Source organism: uncultured Tyzzerella sp. (assembly GCF_963558545.1).
Classification (GTDB): domain Bacteria; phylum Bacillota; class Clostridia; order Lachnospirales; family CAG-274; genus Tyzzerella.
Map to the genome: position 1 here is coordinate 1 of NZ_CAUWHO010000032.1, position 23,496 is coordinate 23,496.

General features: G+C 26.8%; 21 protein-coding genes. 12 read left to right on the top strand and 9 right to left on the bottom strand.

Annotated features, from left to right (window positions below):
• Window positions 1-205: 205 nt before the first annotated feature.
• The 5 genes from ftsH to spoIIE form a co-directional block, all read right to left on the bottom strand.
• A complete protein-coding gene (gene ftsH, locus R5Z65_RS06310; protein WP_317367939.1) occupies window positions 206-2,095 on the bottom strand; it encodes an ATP-dependent zinc metalloprotease FtsH in 1,890 nt (629 codons plus the stop codon).
• Between the two features lie 66 nt (window positions 2,096-2,161).
• Entirely contained in the window at window positions 2,162-2,692 is a 531-nt protein-coding gene (gene hpt / locus R5Z65_RS06315; RefSeq protein ID WP_317367911.1) for a hypoxanthine phosphoribosyltransferase, read from the bottom strand.
• A complete protein-coding gene (tilS, locus tag R5Z65_RS06320; RefSeq protein WP_317367913.1) occupies window positions 2,693-4,066 on the bottom strand; it encodes a tRNA lysidine(34) synthetase TilS in 1,374 nt (457 codons plus the stop codon).
• A 62-nt stretch (window positions 4,067-4,128) separates the two neighbouring features.
• Window positions 4,129-4,452 carry a hypothetical protein gene (locus tag R5Z65_RS06325; RefSeq protein ID WP_317367914.1) on the bottom strand — a complete coding sequence of 108 codons (324 nt, stop codon included), beginning with the start codon at window positions 4,450-4,452 and terminating at the stop codon, window positions 4,129-4,131.
• A gap of 70 nt (window positions 4,453-4,522) precedes the next feature.
• A complete protein-coding gene (gene spoIIE / locus R5Z65_RS06330) occupies window positions 4,523-6,868 on the bottom strand; it encodes a stage II sporulation protein E (protein WP_317367915.1) in 2,346 nt (781 codons plus the stop codon).
• A 147-nt stretch (window positions 6,869-7,015) separates the two neighbouring features.
• On the opposite strand from spoIIE, the gene R5Z65_RS06335 reads away from it, so the two are divergent.
• From R5Z65_RS06335 to R5Z65_RS06345, 3 genes are read left to right on the top strand one after another with little or no spacing between them, the layout of a single operon-like run.
• Entirely contained in the window at window positions 7,016-7,720 is a 705-nt protein-coding gene (locus tag R5Z65_RS06335) for an RluA family pseudouridine synthase (protein WP_317367916.1), read from the top strand.
• Between the two features lie 32 nt (window positions 7,721-7,752).
• Window positions 7,753-8,487 (top strand): copper homeostasis protein CutC, encoded by a 735-nt coding sequence (locus tag R5Z65_RS06340; protein WP_317367940.1) that lies wholly within the window; start codon window positions 7,753-7,755, stop codon window positions 8,485-8,487.
• Window positions 8,488-8,892: a YrvL family regulatory protein gene (locus R5Z65_RS06345; RefSeq protein WP_317367918.1), complete on the top strand. Its 405-nt coding sequence runs from the start codon at window positions 8,488-8,490 to the stop codon at window positions 8,890-8,892.
• A 281-nt stretch (window positions 8,893-9,173) separates the two neighbouring features.
• Here the strand turns inward: R5Z65_RS06345 and R5Z65_RS06350 are convergent, their stop codons facing one another.
• Window positions 9,174-10,943, bottom strand: a complete 1,770-nt coding sequence (locus R5Z65_RS06350; protein WP_317367919.1) for an NFACT RNA binding domain-containing protein — start codon at window positions 10,941-10,943, stop codon at window positions 9,174-9,176.
• Window positions 10,944-11,121: 178 nt separating this feature from the next.
• Between R5Z65_RS06350 and ychF the strand changes: the two genes are divergently transcribed.
• From ychF to R5Z65_RS06395, 9 genes are all read left to right on the top strand, one after another.
• Complete coding sequence (gene ychF / locus R5Z65_RS06355; RefSeq protein ID WP_317367921.1) at window positions 11,122-12,219, top strand: redox-regulated ATPase YchF; 1,098 nt, start codon at window positions 11,122-11,124, stop codon at window positions 12,217-12,219.
• 144 nt (window positions 12,220-12,363) lie between these two features.
• On the top strand, window positions 12,364-12,837 hold the full coding sequence (locus tag R5Z65_RS06360; protein WP_317367923.1) for an NfeD family protein: 474 nt from the start codon (window positions 12,364-12,366) through the stop codon (window positions 12,835-12,837).
• 12 nt (window positions 12,838-12,849) lie between these two features.
• Complete coding sequence (gene floA / locus R5Z65_RS06365; protein WP_317367924.1) at window positions 12,850-13,845, top strand: flotillin-like protein FloA; 996 nt, start codon at window positions 12,850-12,852, stop codon at window positions 13,843-13,845.
• Window positions 13,846-14,034: 189 nt separating this feature from the next.
• Window positions 14,035-14,955 carry a GGDEF domain-containing protein gene (locus tag R5Z65_RS06370; RefSeq protein ID WP_317367926.1) on the top strand — a complete coding sequence of 307 codons (921 nt, stop codon included), beginning with the start codon at window positions 14,035-14,037 and terminating at the stop codon, window positions 14,953-14,955.
• Between the two features lie 19 nt (window positions 14,956-14,974).
• Complete coding sequence (locus R5Z65_RS06375; protein ID WP_317367928.1) at window positions 14,975-15,391, top strand: zinc ribbon domain-containing protein; 417 nt, start codon at window positions 14,975-14,977, stop codon at window positions 15,389-15,391.
• 9 nt (window positions 15,392-15,400) lie between these two features.
• Window positions 15,401-15,550, top strand: a complete 150-nt coding sequence (locus R5Z65_RS06380; RefSeq protein WP_317367930.1) for a hypothetical protein — start codon at window positions 15,401-15,403, stop codon at window positions 15,548-15,550.
• A 148-nt stretch (window positions 15,551-15,698) separates the two neighbouring features.
• Window positions 15,699-16,181, top strand: coding sequence for a UvrB/UvrC motif-containing protein (locus R5Z65_RS06385; protein WP_317367931.1), 483 nt, complete (start codon window positions 15,699-15,701; stop codon window positions 16,179-16,181).
• The gene (locus R5Z65_RS06390; RefSeq protein ID WP_317367932.1) at window positions 16,181-17,200 is read left to right on the top strand and encodes a hypothetical protein; all 1,020 of its coding nucleotides are present in this window, start codon (window positions 16,181-16,183) and stop codon (window positions 17,198-17,200) included. Before R5Z65_RS06385 ends, R5Z65_RS06390 begins: the two co-directional genes overlap by 1 nt.
• 11 nt (window positions 17,201-17,211) lie before the next feature.
• The gene (locus R5Z65_RS06395) at window positions 17,212-19,668 is read left to right on the top strand and encodes an ATP-dependent Clp protease ATP-binding subunit (protein ID WP_317367934.1); all 2,457 of its coding nucleotides are present in this window, start codon (window positions 17,212-17,214) and stop codon (window positions 19,666-19,668) included.
• Window positions 19,669-19,738: 70 nt separating this feature from the next.
• Here R5Z65_RS06395 and R5Z65_RS06400 read toward each other — a convergent pair whose 3' ends face one another.
• From R5Z65_RS06400 to R5Z65_RS06410, 3 genes are all read right to left on the bottom strand, one after another.
• Window positions 19,739-21,208 carry an ABC transporter substrate-binding protein gene (locus R5Z65_RS06400; protein ID WP_317367935.1) on the bottom strand — a complete coding sequence of 490 codons (1,470 nt, stop codon included), beginning with the start codon at window positions 21,206-21,208 and terminating at the stop codon, window positions 19,739-19,741.
• A gap of 81 nt (window positions 21,209-21,289) precedes the next feature.
• Window positions 21,290-22,219: a carbohydrate ABC transporter permease gene (locus R5Z65_RS06405; protein ID WP_317367936.1), complete on the bottom strand. Its 930-nt coding sequence runs from the start codon at window positions 22,217-22,219 to the stop codon at window positions 21,290-21,292.
• 12 nt (window positions 22,220-22,231) lie between these two features.
• Window positions 22,232-23,170 (bottom strand): ABC transporter permease subunit, encoded by a 939-nt coding sequence (locus R5Z65_RS06410; protein WP_317367937.1) that lies wholly within the window; start codon window positions 23,168-23,170, stop codon window positions 22,232-22,234.
• Between the last annotated feature and the right edge of the window lie 326 nt (window positions 23,171-23,496).

The window sequence follows — 23,496 nt, forward strand, 5'->3', positions numbered from 1 at the left end:
GTTTTTTGTATTAATTTTTAAGAATAAAAATATATAGGAATATATGTTTTTGAATACAGAGTATGAAAAAAATTGATTATATCAATTAAGATATGACTTATATTTTATATAAAAAAGTGAATATATAATTAAACTTAACTATATATTCACATAATCTTTGATAAATTGTTAATAAGTTAAAATATTTTTACAAAAATTATCCACATTATTCATCTTTAGATATATCACTATTATTAGATATATCTTCATTAAATGATTTATCTTCAATTTTTTCTGGATAAGTTGGTAATTTCTTCTCTGGGAAAAAATTTTCTGGGAACAATGCTCTAAATTCATCACCAGTTATTTTTTCTTTTTCTAAGAGAAGATTAGCCGTAGAATGTAAATATTCTATATTATTTTTTAATATTTCTTTAGCCTTATCATAGCAATTAGATACTATGTCTTTAATCTCTGTATCAATAGAAGATGCTAAGCTAGGGCTTATTTCATCATCTATAAACTCAATAGGACCTAAAGAGCTCATACCATATTTTGTAACCATACCTCTAGCTATTTTAGAGGCTCTTTCTATATCACTAGAAGCACCTGTTGTTATATCATCAAATATAATTTCTTCTGCTATTCTACCACCAAATAGCACCATTATTTCTTGTTTTAGATAATTTTTAGAAAAATAGCCTTTATCAACAGGTAAATGCATTGTATAACCACCAGCACCACCAGTAGGTATAATAGATATAATGTGTACTGCGTCCATAAGAGGTAACATTTCTGTAATTATAGCGTGGCCTGCCTCGTGATAGGCTGTAATTTCACGTTCTTCTTGGCTTATTATACGGCTTTTCTTTTCTGTACCAACACCAACTTTTATAAAGGCTTTTCTCACATCTTCTATAGATATTAATTGTTTTCCTTTTTTAGCAGCTATAATAGCAGCTTCGTTTAAAAGATTTTCAAGCTGAGCACCAGTAAAACCTGATGTTGTTTTTGCAACTTCTTCTAAGTTTACATTTTCATCAAGTTTTTTTGTTTTAGCGTGTACTTTTAATATTTCTTCTCTACCTTTAACATCTGGAGCACCTACATATATTTGTCTATCAAACCTACCAGGTCTTAAAAGGGCAGGGTCTAAAATATCTACACGGTTTGTAGCAGCTATAATAATAATATTTTCGTTAGAAGAAAAACCATCCATTTCTACAAGCAGTTGGTTAAGCGTTTGTTCACGCTCATCGTGTCCACCACCAAGACCAGAGCCACGTCTTCTACCAACGGCATCTATCTCGTCTATAAATATAAGGCAAGGTTTATTTTTTTTAGCTTCTTCAAACATATCTCGTACCCTAGAAGCACCAACACCTACAAACATTTCTACAAAGTCAGAACCAGATATACTAAAAAACTGTACGCCAGCCTCACCTGCAATAGCACGGGCAAGCAATGTTTTACCAGTACCTGGAGGGCCTACTAATAATATCCCTTTAGGTATTCTAGCACCAATATCTTTATATTTTTTAGGGTCTTTTAAAAAGTCTACAACCTCTTCTAAGTCGTATTTTTCTTCTTTAAGTCCTGCAACATCTTTAAAAGAGGCAGTTTTTTGGTTATCTGTTAAAATTTTTGCTTTACTCTTTCCAAAGGACATAACACGCCCACCGCCACCGCTATTTTTTGTTTGTTGGGTAACAACAAAAAGTATTATAATAATAGTTATAATAACTATTATTATAGGTAGATATGTTGGAGAAAATAAGCTAGGCTTAGTAGGTTGGTATGTTTCTATTAAATTTGTACCATTTGTAGATGAGTGTACTACGTCCATAAAGGAAGATATACTAGGAATAGAAATAACTTTTTTATATCCATCATTAAAATATATTACAGCAGAGCCTTTATCACTTATTTCTTCACTTGTTTTTATACTTATAGATTTTATATCAGTAGTTTGATTCTCTTTAATATCTTTTACTAAAGAGCTATATGTATAATTAGAAAACTTTTTATTTTCGTGAAGATTTATATTTTTATACATAGTAAAAGATAAAAATATAAAAATAAATATTAGTATATACATTAAAAATGTTTTAAACATAGCGTCTTTGTTCAAGGAAAAACCTCCTTTATTAATGATAATTATTATATAAACATTAAAAAAATATTATTCATTGTCTAAATGAAGTATACCTATATAAGGTAAATTTCTATATTTTTGGGCATAGTCTAATCCATAGCCAACTATAAAAGCATCTGGTATAGTAAATCCTATATAGTCTGCATTAACATCTACAACACGTCTGCTAGGCTTGTCTAATAATGTACAAAGTTTTAAACTAGCAGGATTTTTTTCTTTTAAATATTCTATAAGGTAGCTTAAAGTTCTACCAGTATCTACTATATCTTCTAATAATATAACGTGTTTACCTTCTATACAAGTTTCTAAATCTTTGTTTATAGTAAGTTTTCCACTAGATTCTGTGCCACCGTAATAACTAGATACATCTATAAATTCAAACTCTACAGTTTGTTTTAATTTTTTTGCAATATCTGTCATAAACATTACGCCACCTTTTAAAACGCATACAAGTATAATATCTTTAGACTCAAAATCTTTGTTTATTTGGTTTGCTATTTCAGATATTCTTTTATCTAACTGTTCTTCTGTAATTAAAACTTCAATTTTTTCACGCATTTAATTTTCCTCCCAAGTGTGTAAATAAACAGTATTATTAAAACTACTAGGCTTATAGTCACTACATAAGCAAAGCCCTAAAATGCCTATAACTTTATCTTTATCTAGTAAGATAGGGTATAAGTTTCTTTCATTAGCAGGTATTTTTAAATCTATAAAAATATTTTTAATTTTTTTTGTCATATTGTTTAGATAAATTTTATCTCCTGCATTTCTTTGTCTTATAAATAAGCTGTTTTTTATTTTATCATAATTTAGAGAAATAGTATAGACTTTTGGTGAAATATTTATAATATTTTTAGATAAAAGTATATGTTTATTTAATTCTTTAATGTATATTTGTTTTTCTAGCTCTATTTTATAGTTGTAACAAATACTATTATTAGAAGATATATTATCTTTAGTAATTATTAGGTCGCTATACTGTTTATATACATATAGGTTATTAGGGAGGGTTATTTTTTTACCAGTTTGTTTTTGTAATATATTTATAATCATATTTATATGCTCAAAAGATAGGTTATACAAATCTTTGTTAAAATGTGAAAGGCAAAGCCTTAAAAGTCTTTTTTGTATAACTAAGTCTACATTTTTTAGCTTATCTAAATTTAATATTATTTTATTGTTATTTTTTTCTATTAAACAATTATTAAGTTGTGTGTTTGCAAGGTTGTCTAAAAAGTTGTTTTCTTCATAAAAGTTTTTTGCCATATTAGAGAGGGTATATATAATATTAGGGTTAAAGTCCTTTTTTATGGTTGGAATAAGATTAAGCCTTATTTTGTTTCTGGTGTAAATATCCATACTGTTTGTAGAATCATTTCTATAAGATAGATTGTTTTTATCGCAATATTTTTCTATATCTTTTCTTAAACAGTCTAAAATAGGCCTTATTATATTATCTCTTTTATAAGATATACCAGAAAGACCTTTTATACCAGTACCTCTAAAAAATCTCATAAGTATAGTTTCTGCATTGTCGTCTTTATTATGAGCTATTGCTATTTTTGTTGCATTTTCTTCTTTAAGTACTTTGTTAAATGCAAAATACCTATATTTTCTACCAGTTTCTTCAATAGATATATTTTCTTCTTTAGATTTATTATATATATCAAATGAAAAAACTTTAATGGGAATATTAATATTTTTGCAAAAATCTACAACAAACTTATTATCTTGGTCGGATTCTTCTCCACGCATACAATGATTTATGTGTACTGCTGTTATTTTTAGATTAAAATCTTTTTTTATACTATATAAAAAATGTAATAAGCATATAGAATCGGCACCACCAGATACACCAACTATTATATGGTCATTATTACATATGAGATTATGTTTATATATAGTATTTAAAGCTATCTTTTCTAACAAATTATCACCTCTTTGTAATAAACTATTACTATTATAATATAATTTTTAGAAAAGATAAACAATTATATATATATTTGATATAAAAGAAAGCATATAAAAGCAATGGTAAAAAATATAGAGACATTTAGCACATTATTATATAGCTTTAATTTTTTTTTATTTTTAGGTTTAACAGGCAATGTGGTATTGTTAATATGCTTAGTATCTTTATTAGTATTTGTACTATTATATTTTTTAGCCATATATTCGTTTATTATTTTTTCGGCTTCTAAAGCTAAATTTTTAGGAATATTTTCTTTATTAGTTTCTTTTACTATAAATATAACTTGGTGGTACCAGTTGGATTTATTACCATTTATAAGTATAACTTTCTTCTTTTCGTTCATATAAAACCTCCTAAATAAGATATTTTAATTATTAACAAAAATTAGAAAGATATACTTATAATTATAAAATTTACTCCCATATCCTAGCTACTAGTATGGTAATATCATCTTTAATATTATTTTTATAGTTTTCTTTAGTTTTTTCAAATATAGCATTTGCTACATCTTCTGGGTTGGTATATGTATTTTTTAATAAAATATCAATTATCCAGTTTTCCTTATTTATAATATTGTTGGTAGAATCTATAACCCCATCTGTAACCATAACTATTATATCTCCATTAGATAGCTTTTTCTTTCTTATTTCTGGCTCTACATTATTTAAAATACCAACAGGTAAAGAGTTAGATTTTATTATGTCAACTTTATTGTTATGCAAAATAAGAGTAGATACAGCACCTATTTTTAATATTTCGCAAAAGCCTGTGTATAAATCTATTGTACACATATCTAATGTAGAAAAAGTATCTTTAGACGATTTTAAAAATAACACAGAATTTATCATATTTATTGCTAAATCTTTAGAAAAACCAGCTTGTAAAAAATCTTCTAAAAGTTCTATTGTTGCCATACTTTCTATTTTTGCATTTTTGCCAGAGCCCATACCATCAGATAGGGCTAAAAGGTATGTCCCATTAGGTAAAGATAAAAAAGAGTGGCTATCACCACATTCGTTAGAGCCATCTTTAGAAGCAGTTATAGCATAGCTACTAACCCTAAATTTTTGTTCTTCTACTAGAGATATAGAGCATACACTTTCGTTATTTTCTTTTGTTATTATACAATCATAACAAGGCTTACACATTTTTTTACCTAAAATCTCACTTACTATTGGTAAAATAGTTTTTGTACATTTATTAGGAACATAGCAAGGCTCTACCTTTAATAATACCTCTAGTTTCCCTTTATTATTTTCGGTGATAATAACATTTTTTGTAGCTATTCCATTATTTTCTAGTGCATATTTAATCTTTGTTTCATAATTTTCTTTAAAGGATACATTTTCACAAAGATTTTTTGATAAATCGTATATTATGCTAGATATGCCTGTTAATTGTTTTCCCACAAGCTCTCTACTTTCTATAACTTTATTTTTCCAAGATAAATTTAGCTTATATATTTCAAATTTTTTATTTAAAACATCTATAAACTGGTTAATATTTATGCAGTTTTCTATAAAATCATAGGAAATAGAATTTTTTTCTATTTGTCCTGTTTTTTCATACATATTTAATATAGAAAATATATTTTGATATGTACTATAAAAGTTTTTTTCCCAACAAAAAACTTTCATTTGGCAGTTGTTACATACTTTACTAGCAACTTCATCTATAAGATTTGATATATCTTGTTGGTCTAAGTTAGTCTTTTTTTCGGATAGGTTATAAAAAGTTTTGGATAATTTTTCAAAAGAGCTAGCATAGTTATTAAGTTTGTTGCTTGTTAAAATTTGTAATTTATCTGTGTATGTAATAGCTGTTTCTGCTTTTGTAATGTTGCTAAAGCTAATATTTGCCTTTATATTACAAGGTATTGATAAAAATAGTATGTTACTACTTATTATAGAAAAAAATAAAATATTATCTATTAGAGATATATCTATTATAAGGCTTAAAATATAAACACATAAGCTAAATGTAATAGAAAGAATAAATTTTCCCTTTTCTCTTACGAGGCTTGATAGTATGGAAGAAACAGTTAAAATAATTATTATATCTCCACTTAAAGAATTTGTTATAAATAGTAAAAAACTAGATAGCATACTTACAATAGCACCAATAGAGCTACCATATATATAGCAAACAAATAAAAGTAAAGTTATAATAAAAAAATATGTAAAAGATACATTACCTAAAAATACATCAGAAGAGCCACATATTATAGAACCAATAAGAATACCAATACTTATTATTTCTTCATTTGATATTAATGTTTTATTATCTTTATTTAGATAGCTTATACCTTTATTTAATATAAAGAACATACAAAATGTTAAAATTGTTTCTAATGTAGCCAAAATCAAATAATATGTAGAAAATCCATTTAAAAATGATATAATTATTCCAGATATAAAAATAGAAATGCTACATAATATAGATTTAAATAATGTACTGTTTTTTTTAGTACTTTTGCAAAATAATATGTTTATAAAAAATAAAATAAATAAACATATTATGTATTTTGTTATATAAAAGCTGTCTATTTTACTAAAAAACCCTAAAAATGTAAAAGCTAAAGAAAGGTTAAACATTTTTCCTGTTAATAAAAGACAACCTAAATATGCAATAGCAATAGGATTTAGCATATGGAATATACTAACTCTCCCTATAAAAAACCCTAATATTGATAAAATAATAAAAATAAAGTTTAATCCTATTGTTTTTTTACTTGTATATTTTCTTAAGTATTTTTCCATTTTTTTACCTCCTTTAATATGCTATATTATAAAATATTATGCTTATAACTTTTGTCATTTCTCTGTATTTATATACAAAAATAAATTGACAAAAAATAAAAAATTTATATATAATAAATTTAAATAATATAATAAATGAGGTAATTTATGTTAAAAGATGATATTTTTAAAGATATTCAGGTTATTTTTGAAGATAGTAATATTATTGTTGTAAATAAGCCTTTTGGTATGTTGTCTTGCCAAGATAAAAAGGGCATAGATAAAGATTTATATAGTACAGTAAAAGAAAAGACAAATAGTAAAGATTTGGCTATAATAAATAGGCTTGATAGAGGGGTAGGAGGTATTGTTGTTTTTTCTAAAAATAATACTTCTACAACTGTATTAACAGAATATATGAAAAATCATAGCTTTAAAAAAGGATATTTAGCAGTTGTTTGTGGAAAAGCTAAAGATGAAGATATCATTGTAGATTTTATTATGAAAAATCAAAGGCAAAATATATCTAAAATAGTTAATAAAAATAGTAGTGGAGCAAAGGAGGCTAGGCTATCTTATAAGAAAGTTGCTCAAATAGATATAGATAGCAATGTTTATAGTTTAGTAGATATAAATTTAGAAACAGGAAGACACCATCAAATAAGGGTGCAAATGGCAAATGCTAATTTACCTTTATATAATGATACAAAATACAATAAAAATATTAAAAGAAAAATAGGAAATGGTAATATAGGGTTATTTTGTTATAAAATGGGGTTAAAACACCCAATAACAAATGAATATTTAGAATTTATAGTTTTACCTAAAAATGAAGAAATATTTAAAAATTTTTATAAAGTTATTGATTTATAAAATTGTATTTTAAGGAGGATATTATGAAAAATATAGTGGAAATATGCTGTGGTGGATATTATGATGCTAAGCAAGCCTTTTTAGGTGGAGCAGATAGGATAGAGCTTAACAGTGGATTATTTTTAGGTGGGCTTACACCTTCTATTGCATCTTTAGAGCTTATAAAAGAGGAATTTGATTTAAATACAATATGTATGATAAGACCTAGAGGAGCAGGATTTTATTATAATGATGAGGATAAAAAAGTTATGTTTAGGGATACTAAGGCTCTTTTAAAGGCTAATGCCGATGGAATAGCATTTGGCTTTTTACACGAAGATAAAAATATTGATATAGAAAGCACTAAAAAGATGATAGATATAGTAAAGAGTTTTGATTGTAAAAAGGAGGTTGTTTTTCATCGTGCCTTTGATTGTGTTTCTAACCCTTATGATAGCATAGAAACACTTATAGATTTAGGAATTGACAGACTTCTTACAAGTGGATTAAAAGAAAAGGCTTTTGATGGGATAGATTTAATAAAAGAATTAAACGAAAAATATGGAGATAAAATAGAAATTTTAGCAGGTAGTGGGATAAACTATAAAAATGCTAAAGAGATAATAACAAAAACAGGTATAAATCAAATACATAGCTCTTGTAAAGACTTTATACAAGATAATACAACATCTGGTAAAAATGTGTCTTATGCTTATTTAAATAATGAAAATAAATACGATGTTGTGTCCTTTAACCTTGTTAAAAGTCTTGTTGAAATGGTTAAATAAATGCTAAAAAAAATATTATTAATTATTTTAAGTATAGTTTTAATACTAAGTATTATTAGTGGTGTAATTATTATAAATATGTTTTTTTTTAGTATACTAGGGGCAAAATATACTAACATATTTTCACTTTATATATTTGTATTAATTACAAAAATATTAGAAATACCTATTAAAATAATATTTGTTAGAAGTTCAAGAAAGATTATAAAAACAGAAAAAAAGAAATATTTTTGGATATATATTTTAATTTATTTTGTATTTTTATACGGTGTTATACATATAGTAGATATTTTTATAAATAGTGTATCAATATCTAATAATATAATTTTTATAATTTCTATTATTTCTGTTTTAATTAATATTACTAGAGTATTTAGTAAAAGAGAAAGTAGGCTATACAGTTAGTTATAGCCTACTTGAGGTTGTAGACAAAGTCTACAACCTTTTCAAAAAAATAACAAGTTTATTTTTTTGAAATAATTTAGGGTAGAAAAGCTGATTTCTTCGCACAAGGGCTAAAGCCCCTTGAAATCTAGCTTTTTACACAATCCGAGGCAAAGCCCCGTATTGTGATTAAAATTTTTATACCCTATAAATAGGATATAAAAATAAAAAAATTTAATTTAATACTATTTTGTCTTCAATCTAAATTAGGATATATAGTTATTTATAGCATACTTTTATATTTAATCTATTTTTTGCATATTTTCTATAAGATTTTCATTAGGTGTTATATAAGCAGTTTTGTTTGTTTCATATATAACCATACCAGGCTTAGCACCATTTGGTTTTTTAACAAATTTTTTAGGAGTATAATCTACTGGCACAAGGCTAGACTTTGATGCTTTACTATAATATGCAGCAAGATTGGCAGCTTCGTTTAATGTAGAATTTGGTATTTCCTTGCCGTCAGATACTACAATAACGTGAGAGCCTGCTATATCTTTTGTATGAAACCACATATCTAAAGCCTTTGCAAAACGTAGAGTAAGCTCATCATTTTGTGTGTTATTTTTACCTACATATATATGGAAACCATCTGATGATATATAGTGTAGAGGCTTAGCCTTTTTACTATTTTTTTGTTTATTATTTTTATTATTTTTTTGGCGTTTTAAAAAGCCTTGTTCTGATAGTTCTGCTCTTATCTCTTTAATGTCGTATTCATCTATACAAGAAGAAACAGAAGATAAAACACTTTCTAAATATAAAAGCTCTTCATTATTTTGTTTAATTTGCTCTTGTAATGCTACAAAGGTTCTTTTTTCTTTATTATATTTTTTAAAATATTTTTGAGCATTTTCGGCAGGTGTTAGGTTGGGGTCTAGCCTTATTTCTATTTCCTCAAAATTTTCGGAATAAAAATTATTTAGTTTAATTTTTGTCATACCTTTTTTTATAGCATATATATTAGATGTAATAAGCTCCCCATATAATTTTAGAGTATCTCTATTTTCTATATCTTTTAAAGTTTTTTGCTGTATATCTTTCTTTTTAACACAACGCTCTATATTTTGGGATATAAGCTTTTTTAAATCTTGAGATTTTTGGTTTAGCCTATATGTTAAATCTTTAGATTTATAGAAAAATTCTAGAAGTTCTGATATAGAAGAAAAATACTTTTTTTCTAAGTGTTTAAATATATTAAAATTGAAAACAGTAAAATCTAATACAGATGAATTTTCATTATAAACTATTTGTGGAATAAAATTTTTGTTAATATTTAATATAACTATATTGTTAAATGCGTTGTATAAGTCATTTATTTGATTATCCAAAAGCTCCTCTGTATTTGTAGATGGGTCTATATTAGCATTATTACATATTTCTGATGATAATATAGGGCTTATACCGTTGTAAGATTTATATATTAATTGTTGAATTTTTATAGGTGTGGATTTTTTTATAATATATAAAAATTCTTCAAGATTTGTTTTTAGAGGGTCTTTTTTATCTTGAGAAGGAGGCAAAACATACTTTTTACCAGGCAAAACTTCTCTTACAGAGCTTTTATCAAAGGATATATGTTTTATACATTCTAAAATATTGTTTTTGTCATCTATTAATATAATATTACTATGCTTGCCCATTATTTCAAAAACTAATGTTTTTATAGAGTAATCTCCAAGTTCATTGATAGATTCTATGTGTATATTTACAATACGTTCAAAGTTTGGTTGTGTAATATCTATTATTTTACCACTAGCAAGATGTTTTCTAAGAACCATACAAAATAAAGGAGCATTAATAGGGTTTTCTTTTTGTATGTTGGAAAAATGTAGCCTAGGGCTAGAGGCATTGGCAGTAAGTAAAATTTTGTAAGCATTACCCTTATTCCTTATTTTTAATATTATTTCATCTTTTTCTGGTTGGTAAATTTTATCTACTCTACCCCCTATAATAGTGTTTTTTAGTTCATAAATTATATTTGAAATGGAAAAACCATCTAAAGCCATAAATATCCTCCTTTATAAGTATATTTTTTATATTATAACCTTTAAATATATTTTTGTAAACTAAATGGTTATAAATAAATATTATATTAAAAGTTAATATTTTTCTTGAAGAAATAGCCAATATAAAGTATACTATAAATATATAAATATGTTTTAGGATTGAAAGGAAGATAAATTTATGAAACTAGGCATCGTTGGTTTACCTAATGTTGGTAAAAGTACACTATTTAACTCACTTACACAAGGTGGTGCAGAATCTGCCAACTATCCATTTTGTACAATAGACCCAAATGTTGGTATTGTGCCTGTGCCAGATGAAAGGCTTGAAAAATTAAGAGAAATATATGATTCTAAAAAAGTATTGCCAGCTGTTATAGAATTTGTTGATATAGCAGGCCTTGTAAGAGGTGCAAGTAAAGGTGAGGGGCTTGGTAATAAGTTTTTATCTCATATTAGAGAAGTAGATGCTATTGTGCACGTTGTTAGATGTTTTGAAGATGGAAATATTGTACACGTAGACGCATCTGTAAACCCTGTTAGAGATATAGAAACTATAAATCTAGAGCTTATTTTTTCTGATATTGAGGTTATAGACAGAAGAATAGCAAGAACATCAAAGGCAGCAAAAGCAGATAAATCTTTACAAAAAGAGCTTAATGTATTAGAAAAGCTTAAAGCTAGTTTAGAAGAAGGTATAGTTGCAAGAAATATAGAGCTTAATGATGATGACGAGATAAACTTTGTTAAAGAGTTAAATCTTCTTACATTTAAACCAGTCTTATATGCTACTAATGTATCAGAAGAAGAGCTTGCAGATGATGCTAAAAATAACCCATTTGTAAATGAGGTAAGACAATTAGCTAAACAAGAAGGCTCTGAGGTATTTGTTGTTTGTGCAAAAATAGAAGAAGAAATAGCAGAGCTTGATAATGATGAGAAAAAAGAATTTTTAGCAGACTTAGGTTGCGAAACAAGTGGTCTTGATAGACTTATAAGTGCTAGTTATTCTCTTCTTGGCCTTATAAGCTATTTAACAGCAGGGCCTCAAGAGGTTAGAGCTTGGACTATAACAAATGGAACAAAAGCTCCTGGAGCAGCAGGTAAAATACATTCAGACTTTGAGAGAGGCTTTATTAGAGCAGAAGTTGTATCTTATGATGATTTAGTAAGGCTTGGCTCTTTAACACAAGCTAAAGAACAAGGTCTTGTAAGGAGCGAGGGTAAAGAGTATATAGTTAAAGATGGAGATGTTATTTTATTTAGATTTAATGTATAATAAACTTTCAGTCTATTTTGGCGTATTAATTATATAAATTAATTACTGTTTATTACAATATTATTGGCAAAAAATAGTATATATACTATAATTTAATATTGGATTGTAGTTTTTCTAAGTCTTGCTTGTTAAGGAGGATATTATATGGAAATACTTGTTATATTATCATTATTAATTGGGTTAGCGTGCATATTTGTAGAGCTATTAATGCCTGGATTTGGTATTTTTGGTATTGTAGGGATTATACTTATAATTTTATCTTGGGCTATAACTATATTTACATTTAAGCTAGGGATAGTTATAGTGTTAATAGAAATAGTATTTATCACAGTAGGATTATATTTATCTATAAAAAAACTCAAACGTATGCAAATATATGGTAGAGTTATTTTAAATGATGTATTACAAAATGACAAAAAACAAGTTGGCAATATGGAAGAGTTTATTGGTAGAGAAGGTGTTTGTAAAACAGACTTAAGACCATTTGGTAGTGGAGAATTTAATGGAATTGTATTAGATATTTTATCAGATGATGGATATATCAAAAAGAATTCTTTAATAAAAATAATAAGATTTGAAGATAACAAGCTTTATGTAAAATTATTAAATAGTAATTAAGGAGTGAGAAGTATGGAATCAGTGTTTATGACAGGGTTATTTTTAATAGTATTAATTTTATTAGTTATACTGTTTAGTTTTATCCCAGTAGGACTATGGGTATCTGCATCAGCAGCAGGTGTTAAGGTTAGTATATTTTCACTAATAGGTATGAGACTTAGGAGAGTTAGACCAGATAGAATTATAAAACCACTTATAAAAGGTACAAAAGCTAGCTTAGATATAAATACAAATCAGCTAGAATCACATCTATTATCAGGTGGTAGGATAGATAACGTTGTAGATGCTTTAATAGCTGCTCATAGAGCAAACCTTGAGCTTTCTTTTGAAAAGGCAGCAGCCATTGACCTTGCAGGTAGAGATGTTTTTGAGGCAGTAAGAATGAGCGTAAATCCTAAAATAATAGAAACACCTTGGATATCTGCTGTTGCAGTAGATGGTATAGAGGTTAAAGTTGTTGCTCGTGTTACTGTTAGAGCAAATCTTTCAAGGCTTGTTGGTGGTGCTGGAGAAGAAACTATAGTTGCACGTGTTGGAGAAGGTATAGTAACTACTGTTGGCTCTGCAAAAAGCCATAAAGAAGTTTTAGAAAATCCAGATAGAATATCTCAAGTTGTTTTAAGCAAAGGGTTAGATTCTGGTACTGCATTTGAAATTTTATCTATAGATATAGCAGATATTGATATTGGTAGAAATATAGGTGCTCATTTACAAATAGAGCAGGCAGATGCAGATAAAAAAATAGCTCAAGCAAAAGCAGAAGAAAGAAGAGCCTTAGCTATAGCTATGGAACAAGAGATGAAAGCACACGTTGAAGAAATGAAAGCTAAAGTAGTAGAGGCTGAGGCTATGGTACCAACAGCTATTGCAGAAGCTTTAAAAAATGGTAATATAGGTGTTTTGGATTACTATAATTTAGAAAAAACTAAGGCAGATATATCTCTTAAAGAAAGTCTTAGCAATATTAACTTTGAAGTTGGTGTGCGAGGCACTGGAAAAAATAATTAAATAAAAGGTTTATAAATAATGGAGAAGAATATTTTTATTAAAGATAAAATATTAAAGGGTAAAATTTCATTTTTAGGAGCTTTTAAAATATGTATTGGATTGGCTTCTTTATTACATATTGTGTTTTTTATTATATTTCTTACTAAAGGTGTAAAAGTTCTTGTATACTTTAATATTTTTAGCAGCATTATGTATATATTTTTTTATTTATTTTATACAGAAAAATACCTAGTTTTAACAACGATGATAACATTTATAGAGGTATCCATACATAGTATTTTATGTGTATATTTTATTGGTTGGCAAGGTGGATTTTATGTATATCCACTTTGTTTAATACCTATTATATATTTTGTATCTATAAATATTTTGAAAAAAAGTATATATGGACATATTATGGCTATTGCAACTATTGTAAATTATCAACTTTCAGAAAATTTATCATCAAATAGAATTGCATTATTTCAAGAACAGTTTAAAGTATTAGATAAGCCAATATATAGCTTTAACACTATAAGTGCAAGTTTTTTGTTAGCGTTTTTAGTATGTTCATTTTTATATGAAATGAGATATATACAAGAAGACCTAGAAGAAATGAATGAAGCATTAAAAAATATTGCTAATATAGACCCCCTTACAAATATAAGTAACAGACGTTTTATGAATGAAAAAATAAAAATTCAAATAGAAGAATTTAATAAAAACTTAGAATTATTTTGTATAGCAATATGTGATATAGATAATTTTAAAAATGTAAATGATACATATGGGCACGATTGTGGAGATTTAGTACTAAAAGGTATGGCTGATATATTTATAGAAAATAGTAAAAAATTTAATATAGATATATGTAGATGGGGTGGAGAGGAATTTTTAATATTAATAAAAAATTCTGATATAAATAATGCAAAATTTATTTGTGAGGAAATATTAAAAGATATAAGAAAATTTGAAATATTGTATAAAGATGAATTAGTAAAAGTTACTATGACATTTGGTTTATCAGAGTTTAGTTTACAAAATAATGATATAGAAGAAGTTTTAAAAGAGGCAGATGTAAATTTATATAAAGGTAAATCAACAACTAAAAACTGTGTAGTGATTAATTAATTTATGAAAGAGTGGTATTATGGAAGAAATAAAATCTATGATTAACAAAATAGGTAAGAATATAACAAAAACATCTAAAGATATAATAAAAAATACTAAACTTTCAATGAGGCTATCATCACAAGAAGAAAAGCTTAAAAATGTGTATATTGAAATAGGTAAAAAAGTATACGAGATTTACTCTTATGGTGGTAACATAGGTGAATATTTTGATGAAAAATATAAACAAATGCTAGATATAGAAAAAGAAATAAGTATTATAAAACAAAAAATAGAAGAAAACAAAAATTTAGGAAATACGGTTAATATCAACCAAGATGTAATTGATACGAGAGTAAACATATCTAGTGTAGAAGAATGTAGGATATGCCAATCTTGTGGACAAAAAAATAACGTAAATGATAAATTTTGTTTAAAATGTGGTAGAGTTTTATAGGAGAAAAATATGAATAATATAAAAGATGTAAATTTTAATTATTCCTTAAAAGTATGTAAAAATAAAGATGGTATAAGAAAATTTAAAATATGCAATAATTGTAATACAGCTAACAACCCTAATAAACAAAGATGTATAAAATGTTTTAGAAAAATATAAAATAGTAATAATAATATGGCTTAAATATAACTAAAAAGTTATAGATAAGCTATATTAAAAAAATATCTTTAGCACTCATTGACAAAAGTGGCTAATAATGATATTATATATAAGTAGTTAGTTATATAGTTTTAAAAGGGGGATTTTTATGCTCTGTGAAAAATGTAAAAAGAATAAAGCTAGCATTAAATATAGTCAAAATATAAATGGGTTAAAAGTAGATTATAATTTATGTGAAGATTGCTTTAATAAAGTAAATTACAATAATGACTTTATAAGTAATTTTTTTAATAGCTTTTTTACTAACAATATATTATTAGATACACAAGAAAAAAATTATAAATGTAAAATATGTGGAAATACTTTTGAACAATTTAAAAATAGTGGTAAAATGGGTTGTGCTAACTGTTATGACATTTTTAGAGAAAAATTAAACCCTATATTTAATAATATACAGCAAAAAAATATCCATACAGGTAAAAAACCTAAAAATTTAGAAACATATAAACCTAGTGCAGATAGTGTAGACATATTAAGAGAAAAGCTTAATGTTTGTATAAAAAATGAAGACTATGAGCAGGCTATTAAGATTAGAGATAGGATAAGAGCTATGGAAAGAGGTGATATGTAATGATGTGGTATCAGCAAAATAGTAATGATAATATTATTATATCAAGCAGAGTACGTCTTGCAAGAAACCTTAAAGAATATCCATTTTATAAATTTATAAACAATAAGCAATCCGAGGAAATGATAGAAAAAGTAACAAAAGCTGTATTTAATGATAGAATAAGCAGTAAAGATTGTTTTGAAAAAATAGATTTTTCTAATCTTAGTAAAATAAAACAATATACTATGTTAGAGCAATACATTATAAGTAATAGTTTTCTTGAAAGTAATAAACCAAAAGCTATTATATTAGAAAAAAATAGCAATATTAATATTATGATAAATGAAGAAGACCATATTAGAATACAGTCTATAAATAGTGGATATAATATAGAAAAATGTTTTGAAGAGGCAAATAGAATAGATAATCTATTGGAAGAAAGCTTATCATATGCTTTTGATAGCCAGTATGGTTACCTTACATCTTGTGTAACAAATGTTGGTACTGGACTTAGAGCATCTTTTATGTTATATATCCCAATGTTAGAAAAATTTGGGCATATACAGTCAATATCACAAAATATAGCAAAATTTGGTATGACATTAAGGGGTATGCACGGTGAAGGGAGTAAAGCCTTTGGTAGTATATATCAAATATCTAACCAATTAACTCTTGGAAAGACAGAAAGTCAAATAATAGAAGATTTAAAAAATATAACTATGCAAATAGTTGAAAGGGAAAAAAATATTAGAAAAATTTTAAAAGATGATAAAAATTTAGATATTATAGACAAAATATATCGCTCTTATGGTATAATAAAGCATTGTAAAAAGATAAATTTTGAAGAGGCTATTAATCATTTATCTAACATATGGCTTGGTTTAGATATTGATATATTAGACAATAATACACCTATAAATATTTATAATGTTATTATGAACATACAATCTGCCAATATTATAGATAAATATAATATAGAAGAAAAAGATGACATAGAGCTATATAGAGCAAAATATCTTAATGAAATTTTTAATAAATAGGAGGTTTAAATATGCAGTTAAAGTTTACAAAAAAAGCAGAAGATGTAATAAACTATGCAGGAAAAAGTGCATCAGAGCTTGGTCATAATTATATAGGTACAGAGCATTTATTATTGGGTTTAGTTTATGTAAAAAATAGCGTTGCTGCTAAAGCATTGGAAATGAAAAATGTAACATATGATAATGTTAAAGAAGAATTAATAAATTTAGTAGGGCAATCAAATACAAAAGGATATATATCTTCTGATGCTTTTACACCAAGAATGAAAAGAATATTAAATAGAAGCTGTGATGAGGCTGTTGGTATGGGTACAAATTATATAGGCACAGAGCATATGCTTATAGCCATTATAAAAGAATCTAGTGCCTTATATGGAGATAGTATTGCTATAAAAATATTACAAAATTTAAACGTAAATCCTCAAGCATTATATGATGATATATTAGTTATGCTTGGAGAAGGGGAAAATTCTACAGGGACACCTATAAATAGAAGTTCTAAAAACAGTAATAGAAATAACAACACGCCAACATTAGACCAATATAGTAGAGATTTTACAAATCTTGCTATGGAACATAAGTTTGACCCTATTGATGGTAGAGATACAGAAATAGAGCGTGTTATACAAATATTATCAAGAAGAACAAAAAATAACCCTTGCCTTGTAGGTGAGCCTGGCGTTGGTAAAACAGCCATTGCAGAAGGCCTTGCAGAAAAAATAGTAAAAGGTGATGTACCAGAAATATTAAAAGGAAAAAGGGTAGTATCTTTAGATATATCATCTGTTGTGGCAGGCTCTAAATACCGTGGAGAGTTTGAAGAACGTATTAAAAAGATTATTAAAGAAGTAAAAGAAAGTAATAATGTTATATTATTTATAGATGAAATACACACTATAATAGGTGCAGGTGGGGCAGAAGGTGCAATAGATGCCTCTAATATATTAAAACCATCTCTTGCAAGAGGTGAAATACAAATAATAGGTGCAACTACCTTAAATGAGTATAGAAAGCATATAGAAAAAGATGCAGCATTAGAAAGAAGATTTCAACCTGTAAAAGTTGAAGAACCAACAGAAGAAGATGCTATAAAAATGTTAAAATGTTTAAGAGATAAATATGAAGTACATCATAGTGTAAAAATAACAGATGATGCTATAATATCTGCCGTTAAGCTTTCTAATAGATATATAACAGATAGATTTTTACCAGATAAAGCTATAGACGTATTAGATGAGGCAGCATCTAAAGTAAGGCTTACTACATTTACTATGCCTCCAGACATTAAAAATTTAGAAGAACAATTAGAGCAACTTTCTAAAGAAAAAGAAGAAGCTATAAAAACAGAAAATTATGAAAGAGCTAGCCAAATAAAAGTTAAAGAGCAAGAAATAAGAACAAAATTAGATGAAGAAAAAAATAATTGGAAAGATAAAAATGGTAATGAGGCCCAAGTGGTAACACCAGAAGAAATAGCAGATATTATATCTGGTTGGACAGGTATTCCAGTTAAAAAAATGCAAGAAGAAGAAAGCCAAAGGCTTAAAAATATGGAAAGTATTTTACACGAAAGAGTTATTGGTCAAGAAGACGCAGTTAAATCTGTTGCCAAAGCTATAAGAAGGGGCAGGATAGGGCTTAAAAATCCTAAAAGACCTATTGGTTCATTTTTATTTTTAGGACCTACTGGTGTAGGTAAAACAGAGCTATCTAAAACTTTAAGTGAAGTATTGTTTGGTGATGAAGACTCTATGATTAGAGTTGATATGAGCGAGTTTATGGAAAAGCATAGTGTATCTAAGCTTATAGGCTCACCTCCTGGATATGTAGGGTATGATGATGGTGGACAAATAAGTGAAAAAATAAGAAGAAAGCCTTATTCTGTTATATTATTTGACGAAATAGAAAAGGCACACCCTGACGTATTTAATCTTTTATTACAAGTTTTAGATGATGGTCATATTACAGATTCTCAAGGTAGAAAGATAGATTTTAAAAATACGGTTATAATAATGACATCTAATGTAGGTGCTAGAAGTATAACAGAAAATAAAAAATTAGGATTTACTGCTTCTGATGATGAAGTTAAAAAATACGAAGATATGAAAAAGAGCGTTATGGAACAAGTTAAAAAGACATTTAAGCCCGAATTTTTAAATAGAATAGATGATATAATAGTGTTCCATACATTAAGTAAAGACGAAGTAAAAGAAATATCTAAGATAATGCTAGATGAACTTTCAAAACGAATAAAGGACAATTTAAATATAGAAATATCTTTTACAGAAAAAGCTATGGATAAAATTGTAGAGCTTGGATATGACAATAGCTATGGAGCTAGACCTCTTAGAAGAGCTATACAAACTAATATAGAAGACAATTTTGCAGAAAAATATCTTGATGAGGCATTTTCAAGTGGGGATAATATAACTGTTGATTATACAGAAGAATTTACATTTAATAAATAAAATTAATAGTTTAACTAAAAAAGTCAATACCAACTGTTAAATATGTTGGTATTGACTTTTTTTAAATTAATTATTTGTTAGCTAAAAATTCATCAACTTGTTTTTGAGCTTCAGCAATAATATCTTGGTAACCAGCAGCATTTAATTCTTTAATCATTTGAGGTAAAAGTTCCTCAGGATTTGCAGAACCTGTTATTAATGAACTACTGTATTTTGCTTCTATATTAGCACAAGCAGATATTTGGTTTTGTACACTAGTAGAATTAAATGTAAAACCTAAAACAGGAGATGAGAAAGCTGTTTCTTGAAGGTCTTGTAAATCATCCCATTGTGTAGAAGGATTAGGCTCTTGTACATACATATTAAAGAATGTACCTTGGCTATAAGCAGGAACTTCATATTTATCATTTAATTTTTTAATAGTATTTTCTCCAGTTTTTTCATAGTGAGTACCTTCTATACCAAAAGCTAAAAGGTTTCTAAAGTATTCATCAGTATTAACTAATTCGATAACTTTTAAAGCTGCCTCTGGGTTTTTACACCCAGCAGATATAGAAAGGAATGAACCTTGGATAGTTCTTGTAGAATAAGCAGGACCAAAATATTTATGTCCTACTTCTGTATCTTTCCAACCACCTTCAAAAGATTGTACAGAAGATACAGGACGTGATTTAGGTAATTCTAATAAAGTTGCAGCATCTGGATTAATGTATCCTTTTTTAAACCAGCTATTTATAAGTTTTAAGTTTTCTAAAACTCTTTCTTGCTCCCAAAGACCAACAACAGTAGCAGATTCGTCTGTGTAAGATATACCAACAGCAGGTTTAACTACTATTTCATCATATTGGTTAATAGCAGGGAAGAAACCATTTATACCTTCATTTGCATTTAAAATTAAAGGATATTTGCTAGGGTCAGCTTCTTTCATTTTTTGTAAAGCAGGTTCTAATTGTTCTAAAGATTCGATATTTTCATAGTCTATACCAAATTTTTCAACTGTTTCTTTATCCCAAACCCAATATTGTGCTTGAGCAGAATCTTTATAAGCAGGTACACCTAAAATTTTACCATCAATTGTTACACCAGTCCATAACTCTTCTGGGATAAATTTATATAAATCTGGTGTTGCAGTAGGTAATAATTCTGTTAAATCTGCAAAGTAACCTTTGTTTAATAAATCTTGGTAGTTTTCTATACCAGATGTAAATGCAATATCAAATGGCTCGCCACTTTGTACAATTTTAGATAACTTAGTACTATATTCGCCCCAGCTAGCATATTTAATTTGTAAATTAACATTTAACTTTTCTAAAGTATATTCGTTAATTTTTTCGCTAACAAGCTGGTAATCTTTAGGCTCATTGCCTATTGTCCACCAAACTAAGTCTACTGGTTTGTCAGATTTAGCTTCATTTTTAGCATCGCTACCACTATCAGTAGAAGGTGTGTCTGACTTAGCACCACAACCTACTAACGTACTCATTAAAAGAGTACCAGTTACTATAAAAGCTAATGATTTTTTTAAAACTTTTTTTAGCATAAATATAACCTCTTTTCTATATTTAATAAAAAATTATTTTATAATAGACTATCATATTAGATAGTTATTAACATATTTAGTTTATTCTTTAACAGCACCTATAGTTAAGCCTGATATAAAATATTTTTGGAAGAATGGGTAAGAACAAGCTATTGGGAAAACAACGAGTATAACTATTGCCATTCTAACAGATTCTGAAGGAAGCTTAGCTAAAACTTCAGCTGCAGATGCACCTAATAAAGATACATTTTGGTTGATAAATGCTATATCCCCTTGTATTCTATTTAAAAGTGCTTGTATAGGTACTAATGTGCTATTATCAATGTATAATAAGGCATTGTACCAATCGTTCCAATATGCAAAAGTAAGGAAAAGACCTATTGTTGCAATGGCAGGAAGCGATATAGGTAAAACTATTGTTGTAAATATTCTCATTTGGTTAGCACCGTCTAGCTTTGCAGATTCTATTAGGGAATCTGGTATAGTTGTTTGGAAGAATGTTCTTAATATAATAATATTAAAAGATGATACAGCCATAGGTAATATTAAAGCCCATATAGTATCTTTTAATTTTAACATATTAGAAACAACTATATAAGAAGATATCATACCACCATTAAATAACATAGGTATAAATATAACCCAAGTAAAAAACGATTTAAACTTAAAGTTTTTTCTTGATAAAGCATAGGCAATACTTGTATTTAATATAAGTCCTACTATTGTACCTAAAATAGTAACTATTATAGATACACCAAAAGCTCTTAAAATACTATCTTTAGAATTATAAAGATAGGAATATGCCTGAGAAGAAAACTCTGTTGGCCAAAACCTATACCCAACATTTTGTATAGATTGTTCTGAGCTAATAGAAACCATAAATACTAATACAACAGGTAAAATACAAACAATAGCTAAAATAATAAAGATAATAGCAATTATAACATTTACATAAGGTGGGACACGATTAAATTTTTCAAAACCACCTAATTTAGATTTTTTTAAACTCATATATATACCCCCCTAGAAAAGTCCATTTTCGCCATCTATTTTTTTTACTATTGCATTAGCAATAATAATAGTTATACAACCAATAACAGATTGTAAAAAGCCAGCAGCAGAGCTCATAGCCATACTACCAGTACCTTCGATAGCTTTATAAACATAGGTATCTATTGTAGATGTTACAGTAAATAAAAGACCTGAGTTTCTAGGAACTTGATAGAATAAACCGAAGTCAGATTTAAATATATTACCAACAGCCATAATAAACATAATGATTATAATTGGTTTTATAAGAGGGAGAGTTATATATTTTATTTGCTCCCATTTTTTAGCTCCATCTATTAAAGCAGCCTCATAATAGCTTTGGTCTATACCTGTTATAGCTGCTAAATAAACAACCATACCATAGCCCATACCTTTCCAAGTGTTCATAAATACTAGTATATAAGGCCAGTATTTACTTTCCATATACCATTGGATAGGTTCTCCACCAAATTTAGCTAAAATTTGGTTAAATATACCTTTATCGTAGCTTAAAAATGAAAATACAAAGTAACTAACAACAACCCAAGATAAAAAGTGTGGTAAAAACATAGCCGTTTGGCATATTTTAGCGAGCTTTTTATTATAAAGCTGTGTTATAGCAATAGCTAATATAACAGGTATTACAGTACCTATAATAATAAATAAAATATTATATAATAGTGTGTTTCTTATTATTATAGCAGCATCTGGTGTTTTAAATAAAAATTCAAAGTTAGATAAACCAACATTTTTACTAGTCATAAGGCTACCTATAAAACCTTGACCAGGTAAAATTCTAAAATCTTTAAATGCTATTAGTATACCAATCATAGGGATAAAACTAAAAACAATAAACCATATAAGAGTTGGTAAAGATAACAACGTTAGCTCAATATCATCTCGTGATAAAAATTTTTTTCTTTTTTTATTCAATTAAAACCCTCCCATAATAAATTTAAATTTTATTTAAAAATTTTGTTAAAATTAAATAATAATTTTACTTAATACGTCAAAACTATATTTTTATTATAATACTATTAATACAAAATGCAAGTAATTATTAATAAAACATATAATTTTGTGAATTTTTTATGACAAAAAAAATCAAAAAAACTGTTATATTTCATAAAAAAATTTAGGAAAATATGTATAAATTCTACAAATTTAAAATTTAGGAAACATTTATACTAACAAGAAAATAATTATAAAATTTAATTAAAAATTAACCTTTATAATTGTTTTCTTTTAGGTAGTTTATA